A 25,786-nucleotide genomic window follows, 5' to 3' on the forward strand; every position below is an offset into this window, starting at 1 on the left:
CTATGAAATTATTAAAACATTACATTATAGCCGTTTTATTGCTTCATTGTACTCTAGGTGTTGCTCAGCAATTGCCGCAATTCACGCAGTACATGTACAATACCATTTCTATAAATCCGGCGTATGCTGGAAGTCGTGAAGCTCTTAGTATTGTCGGGTTACATAGAAGTCAGTGGGTTGGTTTTAAGGACGGTCCTGTTACTCAAACATTGTCTATAAATACTCCCCTACGAAATGATCGAATCGGTTTAGGGCTGTCGTTTATTGAAGATGATTTAGGCCCGACGAATTTCACTTATGTTTACGGTGATTTCTCTTATGCCATTCCAACTGGTAAAAATGGACGTTTAGCTTTTGGAGTTAAGGCAGGTTTTACACATTTTAGTTTCGATTCAGATTTTCGTTTGGATGAGGACAATAAATTTGATCCACAAATATATGGTACCGAAGACCGATGGTCTCCCAATATCGGTGCTGGAATTTATTGGAGTACAGACCGTTTGTATTTTGGCTTATCGGCTCCTAGGCTTTTAAACACCGATATCCACAAAAAAAATGGATTTGAAGCGCTTGAAAATATTAGTTATTATTTAACTGGAGGTGTCGTCGTAGATTTGAGCAATAAATTCAAATTTAAGCCAGCCTTTTTAGTTAAAGCTGTTAGTGGTGCTCCACTATCGTATGATATTACCGCGAACTTCTTGTACAACGAAAAGTTTTGGCTTGGAGCTTCTTATAGAATCAATGAAGTCACAGCTGCCATTGGTGGTATCGCTGATTTCCAAATATCAAAACAACTCCGTATAGGTTATGCCTATGAAAAGCCCATTTCTGATATCGCTAGATACACTACAGGAACACATGAACTTTTACTCATGTATGAATTTAAATTCATAAAAACAGAACTAAAATCTCCTCGTTATTTCTAATCCGATTATTTATGAAAAATAAAAGCTACATTTTCCTTTATATCACGCTACTCATCAGTTTTTCTGTATTCTCGCAGCAAGGAAAACAAAATAAAGCTGATACCTTGTTTAATAAATTTTCATTTGTAAAGGCTTCGAAACTTTATCAGGAACTTATTCAAAATAACTATAATAGAGATTATGCTACTCGTAAAATTGCCGATTGCTACGCGCTATTAAGAGATCCAAGAAATGCCAACAGGTATTATAAAAGCGTGGTTAAACAAGATGATGTTCCTGTAGAGTATTACTACAAATATGCGCAGTCTCTTCGAGGTATGAAAAAATATAAAGAATCTGAAATATGGCTACAACGCTACATAGATTCTGGTGGTGTTCCAGGTGATAACGACTTTACTAAAAACGTAAACTTTATAAGTAGTGTATTTGGAGCAAAACAACAGTATTTTCTTGATAAAGTGAGGTTTAATTCTAAATACAGTGACTTTGGAGCATTTGAACACCAAGGACAAGTTTACTTTGCCTCCTCTAGAGATCAAGGGGTACTAACAAAACGTGTTTACGGATGGAATGAGCAACCCTTTCTAGATGTTTATGTCGCTAAAGCAGGTACGCGTAGAAATGTGGATCATGGCGCTAAAGTTCCTGGAGATGTTAATTCGATATATCATGACGGTCCCGTAACCATTACTAAAGATGGGAAAACCATGTACTTTTCTAGAAATAATTTTGCAAAAGGTGTTGAACGAAAGGATGCTAAAGGAATCACAAATATGAAAATATATAGAGCGCACCTCGTGGATGGGCAATGGACAAACCTTGAAGACTTAGAAATTAATAGCGATGATTTTTCAACGCAACATGCGGCTTTAAATAGCGATGATACTAAGTTGTATTTTGCATCTGATAGACCAGGAACCTACGGTGGATCGGATATTTGGGTCGCTAATATCAATCCTGACGGTTCTATTACCGATGTACAAAACATGGGAAATATCGTAAATACAGAAAAATCAGAAGGTTTCCCATTTATTAACAACGAAGGCATTTTGTTCTTCTCCTCGGATGGCCATGTGGGACTAGGCTTAATGGATATTTTTGCAACTTTAAAAGATGATGACTATAGTATTATAGACATCATAAACTTAGGAATTCCTGTAAATTCCAGTACCGATGATTTTGCTTTTACTATGAATGCCAACGGTATTACCGGCTATTTTGCTTCAAACCGTCGCGGCGGAAGAGGCAGCGATGATATTTATGCTTATCACCGCGAGCCGGTACTACACATTGAAGGCGAAGTTATTGATGCCATAAATATGAATCCTATCGAAGGTGCTAAAATCACCTTATACGATGCCAATGATAAAGAAATCGCCTATATGTTAACGGATGAAAATGGCTATTACCAAATAAATATCGACCGCAATAAAGACTATAAAATTGTGGCTACTCAAGATAAATACATCGAAGATTATCGGAAGTTCACTTCAAAAAATATTCAAACAGAATTGATTACCGTTCACACTAACTTATTATTAAATCCGAAACACGATGTAATTAAGCTCGCTGAATTGCAAACCATTTATTTTGATTATGATAGATTTAATATTCGAGAGGATGCTGCCATGGAGTTGGATAAAATTGTAAATCTAATGTTGAATGATTATCCAGAAATGGTGATTAGAATTGAATCCTACACAGATTCTAGAGGCTCATTAAGTTATAATGAAAAATTATCTATTGATAGAGCCAATGCTACTTACAACTATTTAGTTTCCCATGGCATTGATGCTAGTAGAATTGTAGCACATGATGGTTTGGGTGAAGGCCAATTAACCAATGGTTGCGAAAATGATACCGAATGTGAAGAGAAAGAGCATCAACTAAACCGTAGAACCCAATTTATTGTGGTTAAAATGGAATAAACAGTAGTATTTTTAGTCCTAAAGATTAAGGATTTGGTCTTAAATAACCAATTGTCTGAATTTAGGCGGAAAGTTTTGTTTTCGTCATGCTGAACTTGATTCAGCATCTCACATGTCTTGCTTAATGAATATTTTATTCTGAGACCCTGAATCAAGTTCAGGGTGACGACCAATATTATGGTTTTTAATAGATGTTCAATAAAAAAATATCTAACTAACAATAATAAATAATTTTCTGATTGTTCTGATATTAGCTTGTTTTCGTCATGCTGAACTTGATTCAGCATCTCACATCTTGCTAAATGGGTATTTTATTCTGAGCCCCTGAATCAAGTTCAGGGTGACGACCAATATTATGGTTTTTAATAGATGTTCAATAAAAAAATATCTAACTAACAATAATAAATAATTTTCTGATTGTTCTGATATTAGCTTGTTTTCGTCATGCTGAACCTGATTCCGCATCTCACATCTTGCAATATGAACATGTCATAGGAAGTCACTGAGTCGAGTTCAGGGTTACGACCAATTTTATGGCTTTTAGTAAAAATTCAATGAATATTTATCAAACAGAAAAACAACTTTTAATTTTCCGAAGATCCTGATATAGTATTCATAGCGATAGTTTCATTATTTTTCAATCTATAATCTCTTTTGTTATTTGAGCTTAAGTCTACAAATAATTCTGAATGATTGGTTTTAGTACAATCATTGAAAAAAGAAGGGTTTTTATACCAATTTTCTAAAGTAGTATCGTCTTCCTTCAAATTTAATGAAACAGCCCCTTTACATTTGTTAAAACTTACGTTGCTTAACTGTATTTTAGACAAATCGGCATCATTAATTTCGATGCGTTCACTAAGTATGATAGCCTTATTAAAACCAGAAATAACACTACTTTCAAGGCTAAAGTTAGTACTTTTTCCAATAAATATAGATTCCTTTATTAAACCTGCTTTAATCCCGTAATCTAGGTCTTCCGAATCTGTTAAAAGCGTCAAGTTTTTTGCTGTTACCATTGTTTCTTTTTCAGTGTCAATAACTTTATTAAAATTAGTATGCGACAAAACGTTCATACATCGAGATCCACTTAATGATAAATAAGGTGAACGCACAGCCAGCGAATTGTTTATGTTACAAACGGCACCATATCTAAAATCATAATCATTCCCTTTAGGTTTGTTTGAAACCATTTGATTCATTTGAATTTCGCCTCCAATTACACCAAGCGAATGACCTCCCGAATAACTTACCATGACATGATTTACTGTTGTACTAGCTCCTACACCAGCAAATAACAATGCATTTGAAATAATATCTTTGCTAGATTCAGCTCCCGCATATTCTATTCTAACATAGGATATAAATCCGGAATTACTTTTTAAATTTTCTCCACCAAATTTGGTGTATTCATAATTAGTAGGTTCTATGCTTCCAAATAATGAAGCTACATGGCTTTTTCCTAATTTATTGGTATACCCATCACCAAGGATGATAATGCCTCCCCAGTCCCCCGCTTTTTTCCTTGTCGCATTTGAGGTAAAAACAATAGGATCTAATGAAGTTCCTTCCGCTATTATAGCTGCACCGGGAGTTATGGTCAGTGAAGCTTTAGTTTTGGAGTCTCCCATAATCACTGTTCCAGGTTCAATACCTAGAATAGCGTTATTGGTAACAAAAACATTTCCCTTCAGTAAATAAGTATGTTTTTTATGCAAAATGATATCTTCGGAGATGCTTCCAGATAGAACCTTAACGTTTACGTCGTAATTAACTTTATTTGGCATAAATTCTGTCCAAGAACTTAACCAATTATTAGCACCTATGATGCCTTTTTCTTATTGAGCATTAAGACTACCAGTAATGATTATGAGCAAGTAAAATATTGATGAGAGATTTTTCATAATAAAATGGTTTTTATTTAAAAGAAACGTATTAAACAGCTTTAAAGAACTAATTAACTTTTAACAGAAAAGTGGTCTAAAAAACTATGATCAACCAAATACATATCATTAGTTATTTTATTTTGAATTAACATTTTCGCTTTATTGGATAGCAATTTTTTTCGCGATATGCCTAATTTGTAAATCATACTTTTGGATACTAACTGATTTTTCGAAAACCCCTTAGTAGATATCTTCAAAACAAAAAAACTGTTTACTAACCTAAAATCTCCTGCAATATCTTCTGGAGGTATAATTCTAGTTTCTAACATGTAACCTTTTGTAGTATTTGATGAATTATCATTTTTTGTTTTCTTGATATTTGATAGTTGCCTTCTTAAATCTGCTGTAGAAACATATATAGGTGCTTCTGGTTGTATAATCTTATCATCCAATCTCGACAAAACGCGGTTTAAATGCGCTTCCAAATTATTCATATTCAACTTTAGAAGTATAAATCCAGCCTTCATTTCTGTATTAATTTCATTATCTGAATACAAAAGTTCTTTGATATGGTGTTTAGAGGCAAGAATTTGGGCTTCCTTTAAAAGTTTTACTTTTTGTCTAAAAGATTCTTCAGAACTGTTAAAAGTCACAACATTACTTTTAATGGTTGATAAATCATTAAACTTAATAAGCGCCTTGTTATATCCGGTATTAATAGAAATACTATCAGCTATAAGCGTATCTAATTCTCTTTTAAATTTGGAATACTCAGGGTTAATAGATTCTATATTTTTCGCATAAGAAACAGAATAAATATTAGAAACGGACTGCCCTCTTAATGTTTGTTTTCTTGTGTTAAGTCTACTAAACGAATAATCTTTTTCTTGAGGATGTAAACTGTAAATTGAGAGCAATGCCAGAATTGACAATAAATACGAAGTTTTCATAATTTATAATTTAAGTTCGAGAGAATGAGGGGATACTCAAATGTAAAGACGAACCTTTTATAATTTCAAAAAAATCGTTTAAGTGCCCATTTCGCTGGTCTTAACAACGGACAGTTAAATATCCTATAGAAATACTACAGGTAAAGTACGAATTAACCTATATGAAGAAATTTTGATATAAAATTTTTATAGAGAATCAAATGTATTAACCATAATGCACAAATCAATAGCATCTTAGATACACTATTTTAATGATTGCTCTAAGAAGAAATGATCAACAAAAATCCGCATACCAAGTGGTAAAATTTGGAATTTGTGTTTATTGCCTTGGAAAAGTTAGAATGAAGGTTAACAAACTACGGCCTAATCTAAATATAAAACCTGATTATCAAACCAATAATAGAAATTAAGGAGATAGCCTGTCAATCTGCCAATCGTAATTATCCTGTAATTTATAACGGATCCGATCGTGTAATCGGTTTGGACGTCCTTGCCAGAATTCTATTTCCACAGGTCTCACCAAATAGCCACCCCAATGTTTTGGTCTTATAACTTCCTTGCCTTCCAATTCATCTTCTAAAGCTTTGAGTTTATTTTCTAGAACTTCTCTATTTTCAACAACCTCACTTTGGTTAGATACCAAGGCACCTATTTGACTGCCCCGAGGGCGAGACTCAAAATAGCCATCGCTTAAATTTTCAGCAATTTTCTCAGCCTTACCTTTAATAATCACCTGGCGTTCTGCTCCATGCCAGAAAAAAGACAAGCATACATTAGGATTCATAGCTATGGCTTTCCCTTTTTCACTATTATAATTAGTGTAAAAAATGAACCCTTCATAGGTGTATTTTTTTAATAGCACCACCCTATTTTTTGGGTAGCCATCCAAGCCGATAGTTGACACGGTCATAGCATTGGTTTCATCTTCAATAAAAAAAGCATCGACCTCATGAAACCATTTTTGAAACAATTCCAATGGGTTCTCAGGCACTTCTGTCAATAGTAGTGCGCCTTTTTCGTATGACTTACGATATTTGCTCAAATCCTTTTCCATAAGTTACAAAATAACAAAAAATTATACTTTTTTAACACAAATATCTTAGTAAACAATTTAAATTTGTAGCTTCTAAGAAACTATAATGAAATTTGAAAATTCCCCTCTAAGTAAAATACATAGTTTTTATAAACTTGAATTACCCTTTGGTAATTTTTATCTGTGTGAAAAATTTATTATTTCAGAAATACATGAAGGTGTTCATTTTGACTGGAATAAAATCATGCTTGCTGCAAAGGATATTTTAGGATACTACGGTGAAGAGGCTAAAGTAGCTTATATTTCTAATCGTGTAAATTCTTATTCTATAGACCCTCAAGACTGGGCGAATGTAACCGAAAATGCAACTCAGATTACGGCTACCGCCATAGTTTCTTATAGCTCAATGTCAGAAATGAATGCTAATTTAGAAAAGCACTTCGCTAAATTGGATATGGAAACCTGTAACTCTTTGGAGGAAGCTATTACTTGGGTTATCAATTCTAAGGTTGTAGATTAAAACTCAAAAGTTTTTCCGTCCCTAGCTAACTGCACATTATTAAAGACTTCCTTGGCTTCTTTTTTAAAGACTTGAATATTGTCGTAGCGCGTCGAATAATGACCTAAAATTAAGGTTCCTACATGCGCTTGCTTTGCTATTTGAGCTGCTTGTTTGGCTGTGGAATGCTTTGTTTTTGTAGCTAAGTTTTCATGTTGATCTAAAAATGTAGATTCATGATACAACACATCGGCATCTTTTATAATGGGAACAATATCTTCCTTATACATGGTATCACTACAAAAAGCATAGCTTAAAGGTTTTGGGCCTGGTGTAGTCACTTTTTTATAGTCTATTAAAACACCATCTTCATTTTCTACATCAAAACCCTGAACCAGTTTTCTGTAGTAAGCCACATTGATGTTGGCTTCTTCGGCAGCATAAATATTCAATTTTCTATCGCCTTCTTTTTCCTTAAAGAGATAGCCATTAGTATAAATTCTATGATTTAAAGGAATGGTATGTACTTCAACTTTATCATCTTCAAAAATTAATTCAGATTCATTTGAAGTTAATTCATGAAAATACAAGTTGTAATTGGTCCATGAATCGGCTAGTTTTAATTGAAGGGTTACAATTTCTTTAATGCCTTTAGGTCCATAAATATGTAAATCGGTTTCCCGGGTTAACAATCTGAACGTAGAAATCAAACCCACTAAACCAAAAAAGTGATCGCCATGTAAATGAGAAATAAATATATGCTTGATGCGATTAAATTTCACCTTATGTTTTCGCAACTGAACTTGTGTGCCTTCGCCACAATCGATAAGAAACATGTGATTGTTTATTTCTAATACTTGCGACGTGGTGTTATTTAAAGTTCTTGGCGTTGCACTATAACAGCCTAATATTGATAATTTCATAATGGTATTTCTGGTAGCGTTGCATGTTGAGTTGTTTAAGTAAAGTTTACACAACAAACAACTTTACGATCTATGGACCTTGATTAAAAACCTAAATCGCGTTCCATATCTTCCATTTCAATAAAATCGTAGGCCTCTTCAATGGTAGGAACCACTGCAATTTCTTCTGGAACCAAGTCTAAATCAATTTTATTGGTAACAATCACAAACGATTGTTTTGCGGCCTTATGCGTTTTTGAAAGTTCCAAGAATTCAACGATATCTGCTTTGGTAAAACTTCCTAAAGTGTTTAAAGCTACAATAATATTATTGTTTTTAAATTTAGGATATAAAGCCTGTATTTTTTTAACGAGTTCTATAACAGTAACTTTTTCTTGTGTAATTATAGAAGTATTTCCGTTTTGGTCTAAAATCATAATTTACTGTTTTATTTTTGATGCTAATAAATATATCACGGCCATTCTAACAGCCACGCCATTTTCAACTTGATCTAAAATAATGGACTGCTGCGAATCGGCAACATCACTAGTTATTTCCACACCTCTATTTATAGGACCTGGATGCATAACTGTAATTTCTTTATCTAATGAATCTAATAAATCTTTAGAAACACCAAACTGTTGTGTATACTCTCTTGTTGATGGAAAATAACTAATATCCATGCGCTCATTTTGCACACGAAGCATGTTTGCTACATCACACCAATTCAATGCTTTACGTAAATTAGTTTCAACCTTTACTCCAAGCTTGTCTATGTACTTTGGAATGAGTGTTTTTGGTCCGCAAACCATCACTTCAGCGCCTTGTAATTGCAGGGCAAATATATTAGAGAGCGCTACTCTACTGTGTAGAATATCACCAACAATAACCACCTTTTTGCCCTTAACCTCTCCTAGCTTTTCTCTTATGGAATATGAATCAAGTAGGGCTTGTGTAGGATGCTCATGAGCACCATCGCCAGCATTAACAATACTTGCATTAACGTGTTTAGAAAGAAACACACCAGCACCCGGATTTGGGTGGCGCATCACCACCATATCCACTTTCATGGATAAAATATTATTTACCGTATCAATTAAGGTTTCACCCTTTTTTACAGACGATTGTCCAGAAGAAAAATTAATAACATCGGCAGATAACCGTTTTTCAGCAAGCTCAAAAGATAATTTTGTACGCGTTGAATTTTCAAAAAACAGATTGGCAATAGTAATATCTCTAAGCGAAGGGACCTTTTTAATAGGTCTATTAATCACTTCTTTAAAATGATCGGCTGTTTCAAAAATTAGTTGAATATCTTGTTGATTAAGATATTTAATTCCCAATAAGTGGTTTACACTTAATTCGCTCATTATACAAGGTAAAAGTTAAAAATTAGAGCTTAAAAATTAATTAGATATACTTTTTAAAACTCGAACTTTAGTTATTTATTTTATTTTTCAATCAAGTAAACCGTATCGGCGTCGGCATCATCATGCTCTTTCCAGTTCACTTTTACTTTTTCATTATTTATCACATCTACTTGTCTGCCACGGTAATCGGGCTGAATAGGTAAATGTCTGCTAAATCGCCTATCTATAAGCGTTAACAGTTCAATTTCGTTAGGTCTACCAAAAGATTGGATGGCTGTTAGAGCCGCTCTAATACTTCTTCCAGTATAAAGTACATCATCAATAAAAACGATATTTTTATCTTCAACCAAGAAATTAATTTTCGTGCTATTGGCCTCTAAAGGTTTCTCACCTCTTCTAAAATCATCTCTAAAAAACGTGATATCCAAATGCCCGAGTTGAATATTTTTAACCTTATAATCTTCTGATAAAATTTTGGCAAGTCGATCTGCTAAAAACACGCCGCGAGGTTGTAAACCTATAAGCACCGTATTCGAAAAATCGTTGTGTTTTTCAATAAGTTGACAAGCCAATCGGTGAAGAATGATGTTTACCTCTTTCTCGTTAAGTAAAACTTTCTGACTCATATATTATCCAAAACGTAAGTTGGAGAACAAAGGTAATGCAAAATATTAGAAGTTGAAACCAATAACACTAAACTTTATTTGGGTGTATCCTTCCCTATTTCCGTGGAAAGGTCTTGCTAGAGTTTATCTTAAGCGGAGCCGAAAGGCTATATCATTTTCTCGAACCTCAAAAAAGGATACCGCTTCTATCCCTTACACGATAAACCCACGTTGTCTTTTAGAAGGTGGCACGACTGAAGCATCTATTTTTTATAAAGTTGCGGAGTTGGGTAGCTGTGAAGTTACAGAGGTCTTGCAGATATTGATAGTGTGTGGAAGTTTATGTCTTTGATTTATGCTATAATGTTCTCGACTTCGCTCGAACACCTATACTTATAACCCTAATAAAAAAAAGCCTCTCGAATACACGAGAGGCTTTAAGTTTTAAATGAATAAGAATCCTGTTTTCACAGGAACTAATTAGTTTTTCCCGTCCATTTTATCTTTAAGCGCTTGTAAAGCGTCGTTAGCATCACCTAAAGTTGGTTTTGCTTCAGCAGCAGCACTAGCAGCTTTCTTAACAGCAGCTTTTACGTTAGCAACTTCTTCAGCTTTAAAAATAGCAGTATGAGAAGCTACAACACGTTTAAACTCTTTGTTAAATTCAATGATTTTAAATTCTGCAGACTCACCTTTTTTAAGTTTGCTTCCATCTTCTTTCTCTAAGTGACGAGAAGGTACAAATGCAACGATATCTTCGTTAAATTCGATAGTAGCTCCTTTATCAACGATTTCAGAGATTTCAGCAGTATGAGTAGTTCCTAAAGCGAACTCAGTTTCATACTTATCCCAAGGGTTAGCAGTAGTTTGTTTGTGACCTAAAGATAATTTACGTCCTTCAACATCTAATTCTAATACAACAACATCTAATTTATCTCCTACAGCGCAGAATTCAGATGGGTGCTTAATTTTCTTAGTCCAAGATAAATCAGAGATATAAATTAATCCGTCGATACCTTCTTCTAATTCAACAAAAACACCAAAGTTTGTAAAGTTACGTACAACACCAGTGTGTTTAGAACCTACAGGGTATTTTCCAGTAATATCAGTCCATGGATCAGCAGTTAATTGCTTGATACCAAGAGACATTTTACGATCTTCTCTATCTAAAGTTAAGATAACCGCTTCAACTTCATCTCCTACAGATACGAAATCTTGAGCAGAACGTAAGTGAGTAGACCAAGACATTTCAGAAACGTGGATTAATCCTTCAACACCATCAGCAACTTCGATAAATGCACCGTAATCAGCGATTACAACAACTTTACCTTTTACTTTGTCACCAACTTTTACCTCTTCAGCTAAAGCTTCCCAAGGGTGTTTAGATAATTGTTTAAGACCTAATTGGATTCTTGATTTGTTTTCATCAAAATCAAGGATAACAACGTTTAATTTTTGATCTAACTCAACAATCTCGTTAGGGTGGTTAATTCTAGACCAAGATAAATCAGTAATGTGGATTAAACCATCTACACCACCAAGATCGATGAATACACCGTAAGAAGTAATGTTTTTAACAACACCTTCTAATACTTGACCTTTTTCTAATTGACCAATAATTTCTTTCTTTTGTTCTTCAATATCAGCTTCGATAAGCGCTTTATGAGAAACAACAACGTTTTTAAATTCGTGGTTGATTTTAACAACTTTGAATTCCATTGTTTTATTTACGTACTGATCGTAATCTCTAATTGGCTTAACGTCAATTTGAGAACCTGGTAAGAATGCTTCAATTCCGAAAACATCTACAATCATACCACCTTTAGTTCTACACTTAACGAAACCATTTACGATTTCACCAGACTCATGAGCAGCGTTTACACGATCCCATGCTTTGATTACACGTGCTTTTCTGTGTGATAATACTAATTGACCTGTAGCGTCTTCACGTACATCAATTAATACTTCTACTTTATCTCCAACCGCTAAGTTAGGGTTGTAACGAAACTCGTTTAAAGAGATAACGCCTTCAGATTTAGCGTTAATATCGATAATAGCATCACGATCTGTAATATGTACTACAGTTCCTTCTACAACTTCGTCATCTAAAGTGTCAACGAAATTTTCTGCTACTAACTTTTCAAATTCTTTTAATTGTTGATCGTCAACTTCATCAATACCTTCTTGGTAGTTGTGCCAGTTAAACTCTTTTAAGAATTTTTCAGGGTTTGCTTTAGCTTCAGATACTACTGGAGCTTCTACAGTTTTTGCTTCAGTTGCCTCAACTTCAGCTTGTTTTGCGTTTTCCGCCATTTTGTTAATTGATAATGTATCTTAGTTTTTTTAACCTTAATACATTATGTTTTGTATTCTGTATGCTTTGGAAGATTTAAGCGATTAACACACAGAAGTGTTATATAAAATTGAGTTCATTCCTTTTATCTTTCCAATAATCCGCTAAAAGGAGTGCAAAAATACATAATAATGATGTAATTACCTAAAAATGAATACATAAAATTAAAACCCTGACATTGAAGCTATTTAGAGTGTAAATGTGTGAAATTTCATTTTAGTTTTCATAAGAATAAAAGTGACAATCAGCTTAGTAAAAACAAAATGAGATATTTTACAGCATAAAGTTTAGTATAATATAGAATGTCTGGTCCTTTTAAATTCAAATTATCCTTTAATTTCTTAAGTTTTGGTATTACTTTTAACTAATAATTTTCATACCTTGTTAAGGTTGAAATAATCAATAACAATTTATTTAATCCATTATGACTGCAAAAGAAAAATATCAACCAGTACTAGACTTAGGAGAATCATTAAACATTAAAAACGGCGAAGTAAGAGAAGATGAAGGCGTTTTAAAAGTTAAGGGAGAAGCTAAAACTCAATATGAAAAAAATATCCTTTGGGATAAAATTAAAGAAATTGGTGGCGAAAACCCTGCTGATATAAAAGCTAATATTACTGTTGCCGATACTAGTGTGTTCCACAGACATGTGGTTAAAAGTGGTGAAACCCTTGGTAAAATTGCTGTTCAGTATTACGGAAAAGCATCAAAGTATCAAGATATATTTAAAGCAAACTCTGATATTTTAAAGAACCCTGATTTAATTCACCCAGGTCAAGAGTTAATTATCCCTAATCTGTAACATCAGAAAATTACAAACTATATAAAACGAATCTTTAAATGTTTAAAGATTCGTTTTTTTTTGTCATACTTTGAAGGTTTGCAGAGAGCACACAGCATTACACAAGTATTGGTTTATTTCTAACAGGGTATCTTCTTTGTGAAAATTGATTACAATTTAGTCTCCACTAAGGCAAGTAACTTTTGGAACTGCTCTTCCTTGGTCAATATCGAATTATCAAATTCAATAGCATCTTCAGCCTTAACAAGTGGCGAATCTGCACGTGTTGTATCTAAAAAATCACGTTCTTCTACATTTTTTAGTACCGCTTCATAAGTTACCTTATCCCCTTTTTCGGTAAGTTCTTGATAACGTCGTTTGGCTCTAGTTTCCGCGGAAGCTACCATAAATAATTTAAGTTCAGCATCTGGAAATACTACGGTACCAATATCGCGACCATCCATTACAACACCTTTATTTGCTCCCATTTTTTGCTGCTGTTCTACTAGTTTTTTTCGAACTGCAGAAACCGAGGCCACCGTACTCACAAATTTAGACACTTCTAAGGTGCGTATGTCCTTTTCAATGTTCACATCGTTTAAGTAAACTTCAGCAAAACCTAAAGCCTCATTAAATTTAAAGGTAATATTGATCTTTGAAAGTTGACCCACTAAAGCCTCAACGTTGAAAGCCTCTTTAGTTATTAGTCCGTTTTGCATGGCATAATAAGCCACACTACGATACATAGCACCTGTATCGACGTATACATAACCTAAATGTTTTGCTAATTGTTTAGCGACTGTACTTTTTCCGGTAGATGAAAATCCATCAATGGCAATGGTAATCTTATTCATTAAAATTGTTTATAGAGGCTGCAAAGGTATAAAGTTATATTGTTTTATTGGTTATTAAGTGAAAATCAAAAAACCGACATACATTCAAAGTATTTAACATATAATTTATCAACAACTTATAACTTTAAGTACTCGTAACTTTAAATACTTATAACTTAAAAACCTATTGTAAATCAATTTGAAGTCCGAAGAAGTTAGCGTTAGCCGCACTTGTATAACTGGCATAGGTGTAACTAAAACGCATTTTATTCATTTTTATAGAAAGCCCTGCTGAGAGTCCTGAAAAATTTCGCTGATCGATAATTCTCAAATCCTCGCCTCTTCTAAAATTATATCCCAAGCGCACATTAAAACCTTTATCTGGAAAAAGTTCTGCACCTATAATCGTATGCCTCACAACCTGACCTAAAAAACTAATACTTTCTTCTGTTTCGTTACCCGCTAAATCACTACTTGTTCGCGCAGGATTTGGTCGAGCAATCGGCCATTGCTGTAAATTCTCTAAAGTGACATGCCAACGAATAGGCACGTTTTCTAATTTTTGAGAAATACCAAAACCGATTTCAAAAGGTAGTTTTTCATGAACATCGGCATAAGTTGTAATTTGTGTTCCAAAATTTCGAACCACCAAAGCTGCATTCAATCCTAAATCTTCATCTATGTAAATTAGTCCTAAGTCGACAGCAACCCCAAAAGAATTATACTGTTCTAGTTTTGAAGAAATAAATTTTAGATTCGTTCCAAAATAGAAATCGGAATACCCCAACTGAAACGCATAGCCTAAAGATAAAGAAGCTTCATTTCCCGAAAAAGTTCCGGTAGAATTTCCGTCTTCATCATAACCATCAAACGACCCATAATTTATATAGTTTACCCCAGCATGAAACGTTTGAACACGTCTGTCGTACGTATAAGCGTATGCAGCAGACCCGTAACTTATGCCTCCTAAATAACTGGTGTAATTCACGGCCAACTGATTATTCATATCCACATTTATAGTTGCTGGATTAAATAATGGTTGGGTAACATCGTAGTCTACATTTGTAAAGACCTTCCCTCCTAATGCAGCTTGGCGAGGTGAAGAAATTAAATTTAAAAATTGATATGTATGCTCTCCTCCAACTTGTGCTGAAGCGAAAGTACCCATGAGTAAGCAAAAAGAGAGAATAGTTTTTTTCACCATATTTACGACACAAAGTAAGTAAATCTATCTTAAAACGATAGCATGTATCTTTTATTTTAAATCAAAAAAAAACCTCGAAATTTATCGAGGCTTTTTAAATTATTAATTAAAGTGCAGTAGCACTATAGTTTTTTCGCGTTTTTCACCTTTTGGTTAGTCACCGCTATTTTAACAACATCACTCATATCGGTTACATAGTGAAAAGTTAAACCTTTTAAATATTCTGGTTTTATCTCCTCAATATCACGTCTATTATCTTCACACAATAAAATTTCTTTTATTCTTGCGCGTTTGGCTGCTAAAATCTTCTCCTTAATACCTCCAACTGGCAGCACTTTACCACGAAGAGTGATCTCGCCAGTCATGGCTAAATTGTTCTTCACTTTCTTTTGTGTAAATAAAGATACTAAAGACGTTAACATAGTAACACCAGCACTAGGTCCGTCTTTTGGCGTAGCCCCTTCCGGCACGTGAATGTGTACATTATATTTATCGAAAACAGAAGCGTCTATTCCGAAAGCATCGGCATTCGATTTGATGTATTCCATGGCAATGGTAGCCGACTCTTTCATGACCTTACCTAAATTCCCGGTAATGGTCAAACTACCTTTTCCTTTAGATAAAATAGACTCAATAAATAGTATATCACCACCAACACGTGTCCAAGCTAAACCTGTAACAACACCAGCAACGTTATTGTTTTCGTATTTATCGCGTTCTAATTTAGGTCCGCCAAGAACTTCAATAATATCTTCGTTAGTCACTTTAATATTATAATCTTCTTCCATGGCAATGTTTTTGGCTGCATAACGCACCATTTTTGCCACTTGTTTTTCTAAACCACGAACACCAGATTCACGTGTATAACCTTCAACAATTTTCTCTAATTGCGGTTTTCCGATTTTTAAATCCTTATCACTTAAACCATGTTCTTTTAATTGTTTTGGAAGTAAATGACGTTTGGCAATTTCTACCTTTTCTTCAATGGTATAACCTGTTACATTGATAATTTCCATACGGTCTAATAAAGCCGGCTGAATAGTAGACAAACTATTAGAAGTGGCTATAAACATCACTTTAGAAAGGTCGTAACCCATTTCTAAGAAATTATCGTGAAACTCACTGTTTTGTTCTGGATCTAAAACTTCTAATAATGCAGAAGATGGATCACCTTGGTGAGAATTTGATAGTTTATCAATTTCATCTAAAACAAACACAGGGTTTGAGGTTCCTGCCTTTTTCAAACTCTGAATAATACGGCCTGGCATAGCACCAATGTAGGTTTTCCTATGTCCGCGAATTTCTGCTTCATCACGTAAACCACCTAATGAAATACGAACATACTCACGCCCTAAAGCTTCTGCTACCGATTTTCCTAATGAGGTTTTCCCAACCCCTGGAGGCCCATAAAGACAAAGGATTGGTGATTTCATATCATTACGCAACTTCAAAACTGCAAGATATTCGATGATACGTCGTTTCACATCTTCTAATCCGAAGTGATCACGATCTAGAACTTTCATGGCACGTTTTAAGTCAAATTTATCTTCTGAAAACTCATTCCAAGGCAATTCTAAAAACAGCTCCAAGTAGTTACGTTGAATAGAATACTCGGCAACTTGCGGATTCATACGTTGCATTTTTGCAATCTCCTTCTCGAAATGCTTCGCTACTTTTTCATCCCACAGCTTATCTTTAGCTTTGGCTTTCATTTCTTCTATTTCCTGATCGTGACTCACACCGCCCAATTCTTCTTGGATGGTTTTCATTTGTTGATGCAAGAAATATTCACGTTGTTGCTGACTCATATCCATCTGAACCTTAGACTGAATATCATTCTTAAGTTCAAGTTTCTGGAATTCAACGTTCATATACTTTAAAGTCGCAAGCGCACGCTTTTTCAACTCGTTAATCTCTAAAAGCTCTTGTTTTTCAGCTACCGAAAGATTCATGTTAGAAGACACAAAATTCACTAAAAACGAATTGCTTTCGATGTTTTTGATTGCAAAAGACGCTTCACTAGGAATATTTGGGTTTTCCTTAATGATATCTAAGGCTAATTCTTTAATAGAATCAATAATAGCAGTAAACTCCTTGTTTTTTAAAGCTGGTTTGGCTTCAGGAATATCTCTAATCGTTGCCGTCATGTAAGGTTCTTCAGTAAGCACTTCGGCTACTTTAAAACGCTTTTTACCTTGAATAATTACGGTAACATTACCATCAGGCATTTTTAAAACACGTAAAATCTTGGCAACCGTCCCTGTTTCATGAATTTCTTGAGCTGAAGGATCTTCAACCGATTCGTCTTTCTGAGCTACTACTCCAATAACTTTTCCGCCTTTATTGGCATCATTTATCAGTTTAATAGACTTGTCACGTCCGGCTGTGATAGGAATAACCACCCCAGGAAACAACACGGTATTTCGTAAAGACAAAATTGGTAGTGTTTCTGGTAACTCTTCATTATTAATCGCTTCCTCATCTTCAGGGGTCATTAACGGGATTAATTCTGCATTTTCATCAAACTCCTGTAATGACAAACTGTCAAGAGTTATAAAATTAGATTTCTTCATATATTATTTTAGGTCAATCTGTCATTAAAGACCAAATCAACCATTTTTTTGATTCTTAAATAAAATATTTATTTTATTGAATATCAGCAATTTACTAAACGCTAATGATATTCTGTAGTAGTATAAATTCAATACTTATGCCATAATAGTAAGGCTAAAAAGATCTCAAATGATTCATGTGCCCAAAATCATTTAAAAGTAAAAAGTCTTACAACTTCCCTGTTCTTTTCAAAATGTATAACAAAACAATAGGTAAAGCCAACAAAGCTATCATTAATAGATTGGTTTGAAAAAGCCAAGGAGCTAAAAGTAATGTGATTAAATAGCCACCAACAGCACCTCCAAAGTGCGCATCATGGCCGATATTTCCAATGCTGTTTTTCATACCATAAATAGAATATAGTAAATAGCCTATTCCGAAAAGATACGCCGGAATAGCAATTGGAATAAAGAAAAACATGAGTTTCATACCTGGTTGCAACAAAATCGCTGAATATATAATTCCTGAAACCGCACCACTTGCCCCTACGGCGCTATATTGAAATTCATTTTTATGAAAGTAATAAGACAATAAATTCCCTAGAAGCAAGCTTCCTATATAAATGACAATAAATGGAAACGCTCCTAAATTATTAATAACCACATCAGCAAAAAAATACAAAGACAGCATATTGAAAATCAAATGCTGTGTGTCGGCATGTAAAAATCCAGCACTAAACATTCTAATTTTCTCCCCTTTTTGAATAGCTCCAATATGGAATTTATATTTTTCAAAAAAATTATAATCACCAAAACCTTTATAGGATATGATTGCATTGGCTACAATGATGATAATAGTGACTAAGCTTAAATTGTCCATAAAGGATTTAAAGTTTAAATAGGATTTAACATATATTTGCTACTGCAAATCTAAAATTAATTAATGCATTTACTAGCTTATATTATTGTTTATCCTTTATTGTGGATAATTTCTATTCAACCATTTAGGATACTGTATTTTATATCGGATATGGTATTTGTTTTAGTTTACCATATTATTGGGTACCGCAAAAAAGTGGTTACAGAGAACTTGAAGTTGGTATTTCCTGAAAAATCTGAAAAGGATATTCTGGCCATTCGAAAAAAATTCTACAAACATATGTGTGATATGTTTCTTGAAATGGCTAAAACCATGACTATTTCTAGAAAGGCCTTACAAAAACGTTTTATCCTTAAAAACCCTGAAGCTTTTAAAGAAATTGAAAAGGGCGATAAAAGCATCCTACTTATGTTTGGACATTATGCTAGCTGGGAATGGGTTTTAGAACTTCAAAATCAAACATCGCTTCCTGGTTTTGGGGTTTACAAAAAACTTAATAATAAGTATTTTGATCGCTTAGTGCGAAATATTAGAGCCAAATACAACACCACATTAATTACTACTAAAGAAACCGTAAGTACTATAAACCATAATGAAGCTAAAGGTCTTAAAAGCGTTATTGCCTTTTTAAGTGATCAATCGCCTAGACTTTCTAAAGATGTATATTGGGGAGAATTTATGGGAATAGAAGTACCTTGTTTTACTGGTGCCGAGCGTATTGCCAAAAAATTGGACCTAACCATTGCCTTTTTAAAAGTCAACAAAGTAAAACGTGGTTATTACGAATCGGAATTCATTCTATTATCGGAAAACCCTAAAGAGTTTCCAGACTATGAGCTAACAGACATGTTTTTACGTGAGGTAGAAAAACAAATTTACGAGGCGCCAGAGTATTATTTCTGGACACACAAACGTTTCAAACATAGGAACAAGAAACCTACAAAATAACTAAAATAAAAAAGCTGTTTAAAAAGAAAATTATACTTCACTTTTTAAACAGCTTTTTTTAAGGTTTTATAATTTACAGAGTCTTTGCTATCTCACCTAATTCAGCAATAAACTTATCACCTAAAGTATCGGCTTCATCTTGCGATTTAGCTTCCGTATATATTCTAATAATAGGTTCTGTATTACTTTTTCTTAAGTGTACCCAGCTTTCTGCGAAATCGATTTTAACACCATCAATAGTGGTTAGTTCTTCATTTTTATAGCGGATAGCAATTTCTTTTAAAATGCCATCAACATCTAAACCAGGCGTTAATTCAATCTTCTTTTTACCCATAAAGTAACTTGGATATGTTTTTCTAAGTTCACTCACTTTCATTTTTTTGTCAGCTAACAAACTTAAAAATAAAGCCACCCCAACTAAGGCATCACGACCATAATGTGAATCTGGATAAATAATACCACCATTTCCTTCACCACCAATAACAACTTTGTTCTTTTTCATGAGGTTTACCACATTCACTTCACCTACAGCACTCGCTTCATACATACCGCCATGCTTTTCGGTAACATCACGAAGGGCTCGAGTCGAACTCATATTACTCACCGTATTACCAGGTGTTCTACTCAAAACGTAGTCGGCGCAAGCTACTAAAGTGTATTCTTCGCCAAACATCTCACCATTTTCATCCATAAAAGCTAAACGATCAACATCAGGATCGACAACAATACCTAAATCGGCATTATGCTTTTTAACAGCTTCCGATAAATCGGTTAAATGTTCCTTTAAAGGCTCTGGATTATGTGGAAACTCGCCATTAGGCTCGCAGTATAATTTGATCACTTCAACACCTAAACGCTCTAATAATAACGGAATAGCAATCCCTCCTGTTGAATTCACACCGTCAACAACCACTTTAAAACGCTCCGATTCAATAGCGCCAACGTTTACTAAATCTAAGTCTAATACTTCTATAATATGTAAATCGATGTATGCTTTATTCTTCGTGATTTTACCAAGACTATCTACATCAGCAAAATTTATGGCATCACCTTCGGCAATTTCAAGAATTTTAGCGCCTTCAACAGCATTTAAAAACTCACCTTTATCATTTAAAAGTTTTAAAGCATTCCATTGTTTTGGGTTGTGACTTGCCGTTAGAATAATCCCTCCATCGGCAACTTCCATGGGTACAGCTACTTCCACAGTAGGTGTCGTTGAGAGTCCGACGTCAACTACGTCAATCCCCAACCCGATTAGGGTGTTCATGACTAAATTCTGAATCATCTTACCCGAAATTCGTGCATCACGACCTACAACCACTTTGTAGTGTTCTTTATTACGTTGTTGTTTTAACCAAACCCCGTAAGCCGAAGCAAATTTTACAGCGTCAATTGGTGTTAAATTTTCACCAACCGCACCACCTATAGTTCCTCTAATGCCTGAAATTGATTTTATAAGTGTCATATGTTTTTATATTGACTATTGATTAATTAATAGTGTTTATTGTTGATTTTTATGTTGTATTCAAATAAAAAAGCCTCAGTACCCTACTACAACAAAAACTTAAAGATTAGAGTACATAAACTATGTATTTCCGAAACAAATATAGTATTTCAAAATCGGAATTCTTAAAAGGGAATTCGTAAATTTCCCAAATGAATTATTTAGCGCACATCTATCTTTCGGGGGAAAATGAATTGGTTACTATAGGAAACTTTATTGCCGATGGCGTTAAGGGAAAAAAGTACATGCAGTTCCCTAAAGAAATTCAAACCGGAATCTTGCTACATCGACATATAGACACTTTTACCGATGCACATCCAACGGTAAGGTTAAGCACAAAAAGGCTTCATAAAAAATACGGGCACTATTCAGGTGTGATTGTAGATATATTATATGATCATTTTTTAGCCAAAAACTGGCAGCAATATTCCGACACGCCGCTAATTGAGTATACCGAGAATTTTTACAATGCCTTGGAAGCGCATTACGATATTTTACCACTTAATATTCAAAAGCTTCTACCCTACATGCTCACCGATAACTGGCTATTAAGCTACGCCTCTATTGAAGGCATTTCTAGAGTTTTAGATGGTATGAACAGACGCACTAAAAACCGATCTGGTATGAATGAAGCTGTCTTTGAACTACAAGAGTATTATAATGAGTTTGAAGCTGAGTTTTCTTCGTTTTTTGATGAATTAATTCGCTCTTCAAAACAAAAGCTTGACGCACTAAATAGCATATAAATGAAAAATATACATATTGTTTTAGTAGCACTTCTTACCCTAATATATTCATGTAAAAAAAACATTAAAAGAGGCTTAGTCACTAAAAACGCTATGGTAGTTTCAGCCCGTGTAGAAGCTTCTAAAATAGGTAGTGATATATTAGAAAAAGGCGGTAATGCTTTTGATGCCATGGTGGCCACACAACTAGCACTAGCTGTAGTGTACCCTTGTGCTGGTAATATTGGAGGTGGTGGTTTTATGGTCTACAGAAAGGCTAATGGTGACATTGGAAGTTTAGATTTCAGGGAAAAAGCACCAAAAGCAGCAACAAAAGATATGTATTTAGATTCCTTAGGTCATATTATTCCAGATAAAAGTATTAAAGGCGCTATGGCTGTTGGCGTTCCAGGCACCGTAGCCGGTATTATGGCCGTACATGAAAAACTTGGTTCTCTACCTCTTGAAACCATTATAAAACCAGTTATAGAGCTCGCCGAAAAAGGTTATATCATTTCTAAAAGTCAGGAAAAACGATTTAGAGACAAACAAACTGATTTTAAAGACGTTAATAAAGACTCCATATTATTCATTAACAACTTTAAGCCCGGAGATACTTTAAAACAACCTGCCTTAGCTAAAACTTTAAAAGCGATTATGAATCACGGTAAGGCGGAATTCTACAAAGGTGAAATGGCTAAAACTTTGGTTAGGTTTATTCAAAATAACGGTGGTATTGTTTCTGAAGAAGACATGGCTAATTATGAAGTGCAATGGCGCCGCCCTATCACTTTTAATTACGATGATTTGAGGATTATTTCCATGGCACCACCTTCAAGTGGCGGTATTTGCTTGGGACAAATTATGAAAATGATAGAACCTTACGATCTTCATGACATGGGGCACAATACTCTAAAAAGCATTCAAATAATTACCGAGGCTGAAAAACGTGCTTACGCCGATAGAAGTTATTACTTAGGAGACCCCGATTTTGTTAATATCCCCACTAAAAAACTGCTTGACACCTCGTATCTTAATCATAGAATGTCCGATTTTTCATTTAACAAGTCAACGCCTTCCGAAACTATTTCACATGGTAATGTACAAGTTATTGAAAGCAATGAAACCACACATTATTCCATTATAGATCAATTCGGCAACGCAGTTTCCACTACAACCACTTTAAACTCATATTATGGTTCCAAACTCTATTGCAGTGAACTAGGGTTCTTTTTAAATAATGAAATGGACGATTTTAGCAGTAAACCTGGTATTCCTAATCTATTTGGACTCATAGGAGCTGAAGCCAACAGTATTGCTCCCGAAAAACGCATGCTTAGTTCTATGACCCCTACCATAGTTGAAAAAAATGGTGAGTTATTCATGGCTGTTGGTACCCCAGGAGGTTCTACGATAATTACATCGGTGCTACAAACCATACTCAATGTTCATGAGTTTGGTATGGGCATGCAGGAAGCCGTAAATGCCCCACGGTTTCATCATCAATGGTTACCAGACGTTATCACTATGGAGCCGAATTCATTTGATAAAAGCGTTATAAACCAACTTGAAATTTTAGGTTATAAAATAAAAGAAGGAGAATCTATTATTATAGGTAAAGTAGACGGTATTCTAGTTACGGAAGATCATTCTTACGAGGGAGGTGCCGATCATCGAGGTGATGATACCGCCGTAGGATTTTAATTAATTTACTATCTTTAAAAGGATGTAATTAGTAAATTAGACCTAACCAAGCCCTAAAAAAACATTTTATGCCAAAAAAATCAACTAAAGTATTTAAAATTATAGCCGGTGTCATTATTTTTTTCACTCTTCCTAGTTTACTTTTTTTCGGTTTCCTTTATTTTAAATATAATGAAGATCTACCTACCGGGGTTCAGGGAGAAACTGCCGACCAATTAGCCCATAATATGCTAGAGGCTTTAAATTACGAAGCCTACAAAAACACAGATCACATTGAATGGACCTTTAAAAAACGTCACCATTATAAGTGGGATAAAAAAAATAACATCTGCGAAGTATATTGGAAATCCTATCGGGTGGTTTTAGATTTAAATAATAAAGAAAACACTAAAGTTTATATTCAAGGTTTTATAAATCAGAGTGAATTAGCACCAGAACTTATTGAAACAGCTACCAACTATTTTAACAACGATTCCTTTTGGCTCGTCGCTCCATATAAGGTTTTTGACAAAGGCGTGGAGCGCCGATTGGTTAAAACTACAAACAATGATGCCTTATTAGTTACTTACACTTCTGGAGGCTCTACCCCTGGCGATTCGTATTTATGGTTAATGGATGATGATTATAAACCGGTCGCATTTAAAATGTGGACTTCTATTTTACCTATCGATGGATTAGAAGCTTCATGGAACCGATGGAAAACGACTGAAACTGGAGCACAACTCCCCGAATTTCATAAAATGTTGTTTTTAGGTCTAGAAATCACTGATATTAAGGGATATAACTAAATCATTAAATTAAAATTCTTTGCTTTTTTTATTGAATAATAAGAAATACTCAGTAATGAAGTATGAGTAGCGACATAAAACTGTTAAAGTTTGTTAATTTTTTACAAATTTTTAAAAATCAACAACCCTACAAATTAGGATACCATCACATTACTTTTATGGTAATAATTCCACTTACCCATCCAAAAGACACCCCTAAAATTTATAAAAGATTTTTTATGGATACCTATACCCTAAAATTTATATCCCTCGCATAAAATTAGCCAATAATTAACAATTGTTAAGGACTTCAAAACGGATTTTAACAGCCTGTTTTTCTTGTGTACTTTAGTACAAGATTTAAGTAAAGCACTTAAACAGACCCATAAATTTTAATATTATAGTCCTATGAAAAAATTAACTTTTTTATTGTTTTTAGCCTTTGGTTTTTCTTTTGCGAACACTACAAATCCAATTAGTCAAGATGTTCAAGTTGGTGATGAGCTTGTGATTAACGTTCAAAAAGCAGACAAGTTCAATCATGTTGATTTCCCTAGACTTAATTTTATTGTAAAACGTGGGGGTATTGGAAACTATAGCAGTGTAGATGGAGAAGTTGTTGTGGTAAAAAATGTAACAACTAACAATCAAGGTAACACACAAGTCACTTTAGAACGTAAAAATGGAAAGAAATTCTTCGGTTATTTAAACGCTGTAGATGCCGATTTAACGAAAGCCTTAAATTCTGGCGAAATATCTAAAAAATAATTAAAAGTTTTAGATTATAAGAATTAGTCCTCATATACTACATAAACTTGAAAAAGGATTACTTTATTTCCAAATAAGGTAATCCTTTTTTTTTGAAGTCTACTGAAATAATTTTACTTACTGCGCTGCCCTACAAACTTATGGCTATCGGACTTAAAAAGCACATTAAAACTCGTTAAGCTACCGTAAATCCTGGTAATGTACTGTTGCAAGTCCACTTTACTTTGTTCATCTAAATCGCTCGAATTAATACGTTGCTCCATAACACGAAGGCGATCTCTAACCATAATAATCTTATTAAAAAACTTATCTATAGGCAATTCGTAAGCTTTCAAATTGGTGTCGCCAGGTTCAAGAATTATTTTTCCGCCCTTGTATTTATCAGCAATTGGCACCACCTCGCTCACATCACTATATTTTTTCAATATACGCACCAAACTACTTTCAACTTCAGCAAAACTAATGGTATCTACATCGCCATCGGCTGCTTCAATAACCTCAAAATCACTATCAATTTCAATGGTTTCTAAGCCGTTATCTATAAAAGTCACCCAATAATATTGAGCTGTTACGTTGGTTATCACACCCTTACCAAATTCAGAATGATTTATGCGTGATCCTATTCCTAATATTTTCATAAGTCTAAATTATCTTAATGGTTT

23 protein-coding genes are annotated in these 25,786 nt (G+C 34.2%); 9 read left to right on the forward strand and 14 right to left on the reverse strand.

The window, feature by feature from the left end; translation table 11 throughout:
• Positions 1–2 precede the first annotated feature (2 nt).
• Both JJL45_RS11310 and JJL45_RS11315 read left to right on the forward strand, forming a co-directional pair.
• Positions 3–929, forward strand: a complete 927-nt coding sequence (locus JJL45_RS11310) for a type IX secretion system membrane protein PorP/SprF (protein ID WP_068605207.1) — start codon at positions 3–5, stop codon at positions 927–929.
• An 11-nt stretch (positions 930–940) separates the two neighbouring features.
• On the forward strand, positions 941–2,857 hold the full coding sequence (locus tag JJL45_RS11315) for an OmpA family protein (RefSeq protein ID WP_068605204.1): 1,917 nt from the start codon (positions 941–943) through the stop codon (positions 2,855–2,857).
• A 584-nt stretch (positions 2,858–3,441) separates the two neighbouring features.
• On the opposite strand, the gene JJL45_RS11320 is transcribed toward JJL45_RS11315, so the two are convergent.
• The 3 genes from JJL45_RS11320 to pdxH all read right to left on the reverse strand — a co-directional run bounded on the left by JJL45_RS11320 (position 3,442) and on the right by pdxH (position 6,747).
• Positions 3,442–4,644: a hypothetical protein gene (locus JJL45_RS11320; RefSeq protein ID WP_082936003.1), complete on the reverse strand. Its 1,203-nt coding sequence runs from the start codon at positions 4,642–4,644 to the stop codon at positions 3,442–3,444.
• A 170-nt stretch (positions 4,645–4,814) separates the two neighbouring features.
• Positions 4,815–5,693, reverse strand: coding sequence for a hypothetical protein (locus tag JJL45_RS11325; protein ID WP_068605201.1), 879 nt, complete (start codon positions 5,691–5,693; stop codon positions 4,815–4,817).
• A 406-nt stretch (positions 5,694–6,099) separates the two neighbouring features.
• Positions 6,100–6,747 carry a pyridoxamine 5'-phosphate oxidase gene (pdxH, locus tag JJL45_RS11330; protein ID WP_068605200.1) on the reverse strand — a complete coding sequence of 216 codons (648 nt, stop codon included), beginning with the start codon at positions 6,745–6,747 and terminating at the stop codon, positions 6,100–6,102.
• 223 nt (positions 6,748–6,970) lie between these two features.
• Between pdxH and JJL45_RS11335 the strand changes: the two genes are divergently transcribed.
• On the forward strand, positions 6,971–7,246 hold the full coding sequence (locus JJL45_RS11335; RefSeq protein WP_150936318.1) for a hypothetical protein: 276 nt from the start codon (positions 6,971–6,973) through the stop codon (positions 7,244–7,246).
• On the opposite strand, the gene JJL45_RS11340 is transcribed toward JJL45_RS11335, so the two are convergent.
• The 5 genes from JJL45_RS11340 to rpsA form a co-directional block, all read right to left on the reverse strand.
• On the reverse strand, positions 7,243–8,148 hold the full coding sequence (locus JJL45_RS11340; RefSeq protein ID WP_068605195.1) for a ribonuclease Z: 906 nt from the start codon (positions 8,146–8,148) through the stop codon (positions 7,243–7,245). The genes JJL45_RS11335 and JJL45_RS11340 overlap by 4 nt on opposite strands.
• A gap of 83 nt (positions 8,149–8,231) precedes the next feature.
• On the reverse strand, positions 8,232–8,564 hold the full coding sequence (locus JJL45_RS11345; RefSeq protein ID WP_068605193.1) for a ribonuclease Z: 333 nt from the start codon (positions 8,562–8,564) through the stop codon (positions 8,232–8,234).
• A gap of 3 nt (positions 8,565–8,567) precedes the next feature.
• Positions 8,568–9,497, reverse strand: coding sequence for an aspartate carbamoyltransferase catalytic subunit (locus JJL45_RS11350; RefSeq protein ID WP_068605191.1), 930 nt, complete (start codon positions 9,495–9,497; stop codon positions 8,568–8,570).
• Positions 9,498–9,577: 80 nt separating this feature from the next.
• Positions 9,578–10,123, reverse strand: coding sequence for a bifunctional pyr operon transcriptional regulator/uracil phosphoribosyltransferase PyrR (gene pyrR / locus JJL45_RS11355; protein WP_067149074.1), 546 nt, complete (start codon positions 10,121–10,123; stop codon positions 9,578–9,580).
• 459 nt (positions 10,124–10,582) lie between these two features.
• Positions 10,583–12,415: a 30S ribosomal protein S1 gene (rpsA, locus tag JJL45_RS11360; protein WP_068605190.1), complete on the reverse strand. Its 1,833-nt coding sequence runs from the start codon at positions 12,413–12,415 to the stop codon at positions 10,583–10,585.
• 464 nt (positions 12,416–12,879) lie between these two features.
• Between rpsA and JJL45_RS11365 the strand changes: the two genes are divergently transcribed.
• Positions 12,880–13,260, forward strand: coding sequence for a LysM peptidoglycan-binding domain-containing protein (locus JJL45_RS11365; RefSeq protein WP_067149070.1), 381 nt, complete (start codon positions 12,880–12,882; stop codon positions 13,258–13,260).
• 149 nt (positions 13,261–13,409) lie between these two features.
• Here the strand turns inward: JJL45_RS11365 and cmk are convergent, their stop codons facing one another.
• From cmk to JJL45_RS11385, 4 genes are all read right to left on the reverse strand, one after another.
• On the reverse strand, positions 13,410–14,093 hold the full coding sequence (cmk, locus tag JJL45_RS11370) for a (d)CMP kinase (RefSeq protein WP_068605187.1): 684 nt from the start codon (positions 14,091–14,093) through the stop codon (positions 13,410–13,412).
• Positions 14,094–14,256: 163 nt separating this feature from the next.
• Positions 14,257–15,276 (reverse strand): type IX secretion system protein PorQ, encoded by a 1,020-nt coding sequence (porQ, locus tag JJL45_RS11375; protein ID WP_068605185.1) that lies wholly within the window; start codon positions 15,274–15,276, stop codon positions 14,257–14,259.
• 122 nt (positions 15,277–15,398) lie between these two features.
• Positions 15,399–17,849: an endopeptidase La gene (gene lon / locus JJL45_RS11380; RefSeq protein ID WP_068605183.1), complete on the reverse strand. Its 2,451-nt coding sequence runs from the start codon at positions 17,847–17,849 to the stop codon at positions 15,399–15,401.
• 208 nt (positions 17,850–18,057) lie between these two features.
• On the reverse strand, positions 18,058–18,708 hold the full coding sequence (locus JJL45_RS11385) for a rhomboid family intramembrane serine protease (protein WP_068605181.1): 651 nt from the start codon (positions 18,706–18,708) through the stop codon (positions 18,058–18,060).
• Between the two features lie 63 nt (positions 18,709–18,771).
• On the opposite strand from JJL45_RS11385, the gene JJL45_RS11390 reads away from it, so the two are divergent.
• Positions 18,772–19,656 carry a lysophospholipid acyltransferase family protein gene (locus tag JJL45_RS11390; RefSeq protein WP_068605178.1) on the forward strand — a complete coding sequence of 295 codons (885 nt, stop codon included), beginning with the start codon at positions 18,772–18,774 and terminating at the stop codon, positions 19,654–19,656.
• Positions 19,657–19,729: 73 nt separating this feature from the next.
• On the opposite strand, the gene glmM is transcribed toward JJL45_RS11390, so the two are convergent.
• Positions 19,730–21,121 (reverse strand): phosphoglucosamine mutase, encoded by a 1,392-nt coding sequence (gene glmM / locus JJL45_RS11395; RefSeq protein WP_068605176.1) that lies wholly within the window; start codon positions 21,119–21,121, stop codon positions 19,730–19,732.
• A gap of 191 nt (positions 21,122–21,312) precedes the next feature.
• On the opposite strand from glmM, the gene JJL45_RS11400 reads away from it, so the two are divergent.
• From JJL45_RS11400 to JJL45_RS11415, 4 genes are all read left to right on the forward strand, one after another.
• A complete protein-coding gene (locus JJL45_RS11400; protein WP_068605174.1) occupies positions 21,313–21,906 on the forward strand; it encodes an ACP phosphodiesterase in 594 nt (197 codons plus the stop codon).
• Positions 21,907–23,589 carry a gamma-glutamyltransferase gene (gene ggt, locus JJL45_RS11405; protein WP_068605172.1) on the forward strand — a complete coding sequence of 561 codons (1,683 nt, stop codon included), beginning with the start codon at positions 21,907–21,909 and terminating at the stop codon, positions 23,587–23,589. It begins immediately after the preceding gene.
• A 68-nt stretch (positions 23,590–23,657) separates the two neighbouring features.
• Entirely contained in the window at positions 23,658–24,377 is a 720-nt protein-coding gene (locus JJL45_RS11410; RefSeq protein WP_068605170.1) for a hypothetical protein, read from the forward strand.
• A gap of 387 nt (positions 24,378–24,764) precedes the next feature.
• A complete protein-coding gene (locus JJL45_RS11415) occupies positions 24,765–25,124 on the forward strand; it encodes a hypothetical protein (protein WP_068605165.1) in 360 nt (119 codons plus the stop codon).
• Positions 25,125–25,237: 113 nt separating this feature from the next.
• On the opposite strand, the gene JJL45_RS11420 is transcribed toward JJL45_RS11415, so the two are convergent.
• Complete coding sequence (locus JJL45_RS11420; protein WP_067149040.1) at positions 25,238–25,762, reverse strand: hypothetical protein; 525 nt, start codon at positions 25,760–25,762, stop codon at positions 25,238–25,240.
• Between the last annotated feature and the right edge of the window lie 24 nt (positions 25,763–25,786).

The sequence above is a fragment of the Tamlana sp. s12 genome (genome assembly GCF_016767215.1).
GTDB lineage: Bacteria > Bacteroidota > Bacteroidia > Flavobacteriales > Flavobacteriaceae > Pseudotamlana > Pseudotamlana agarivorans.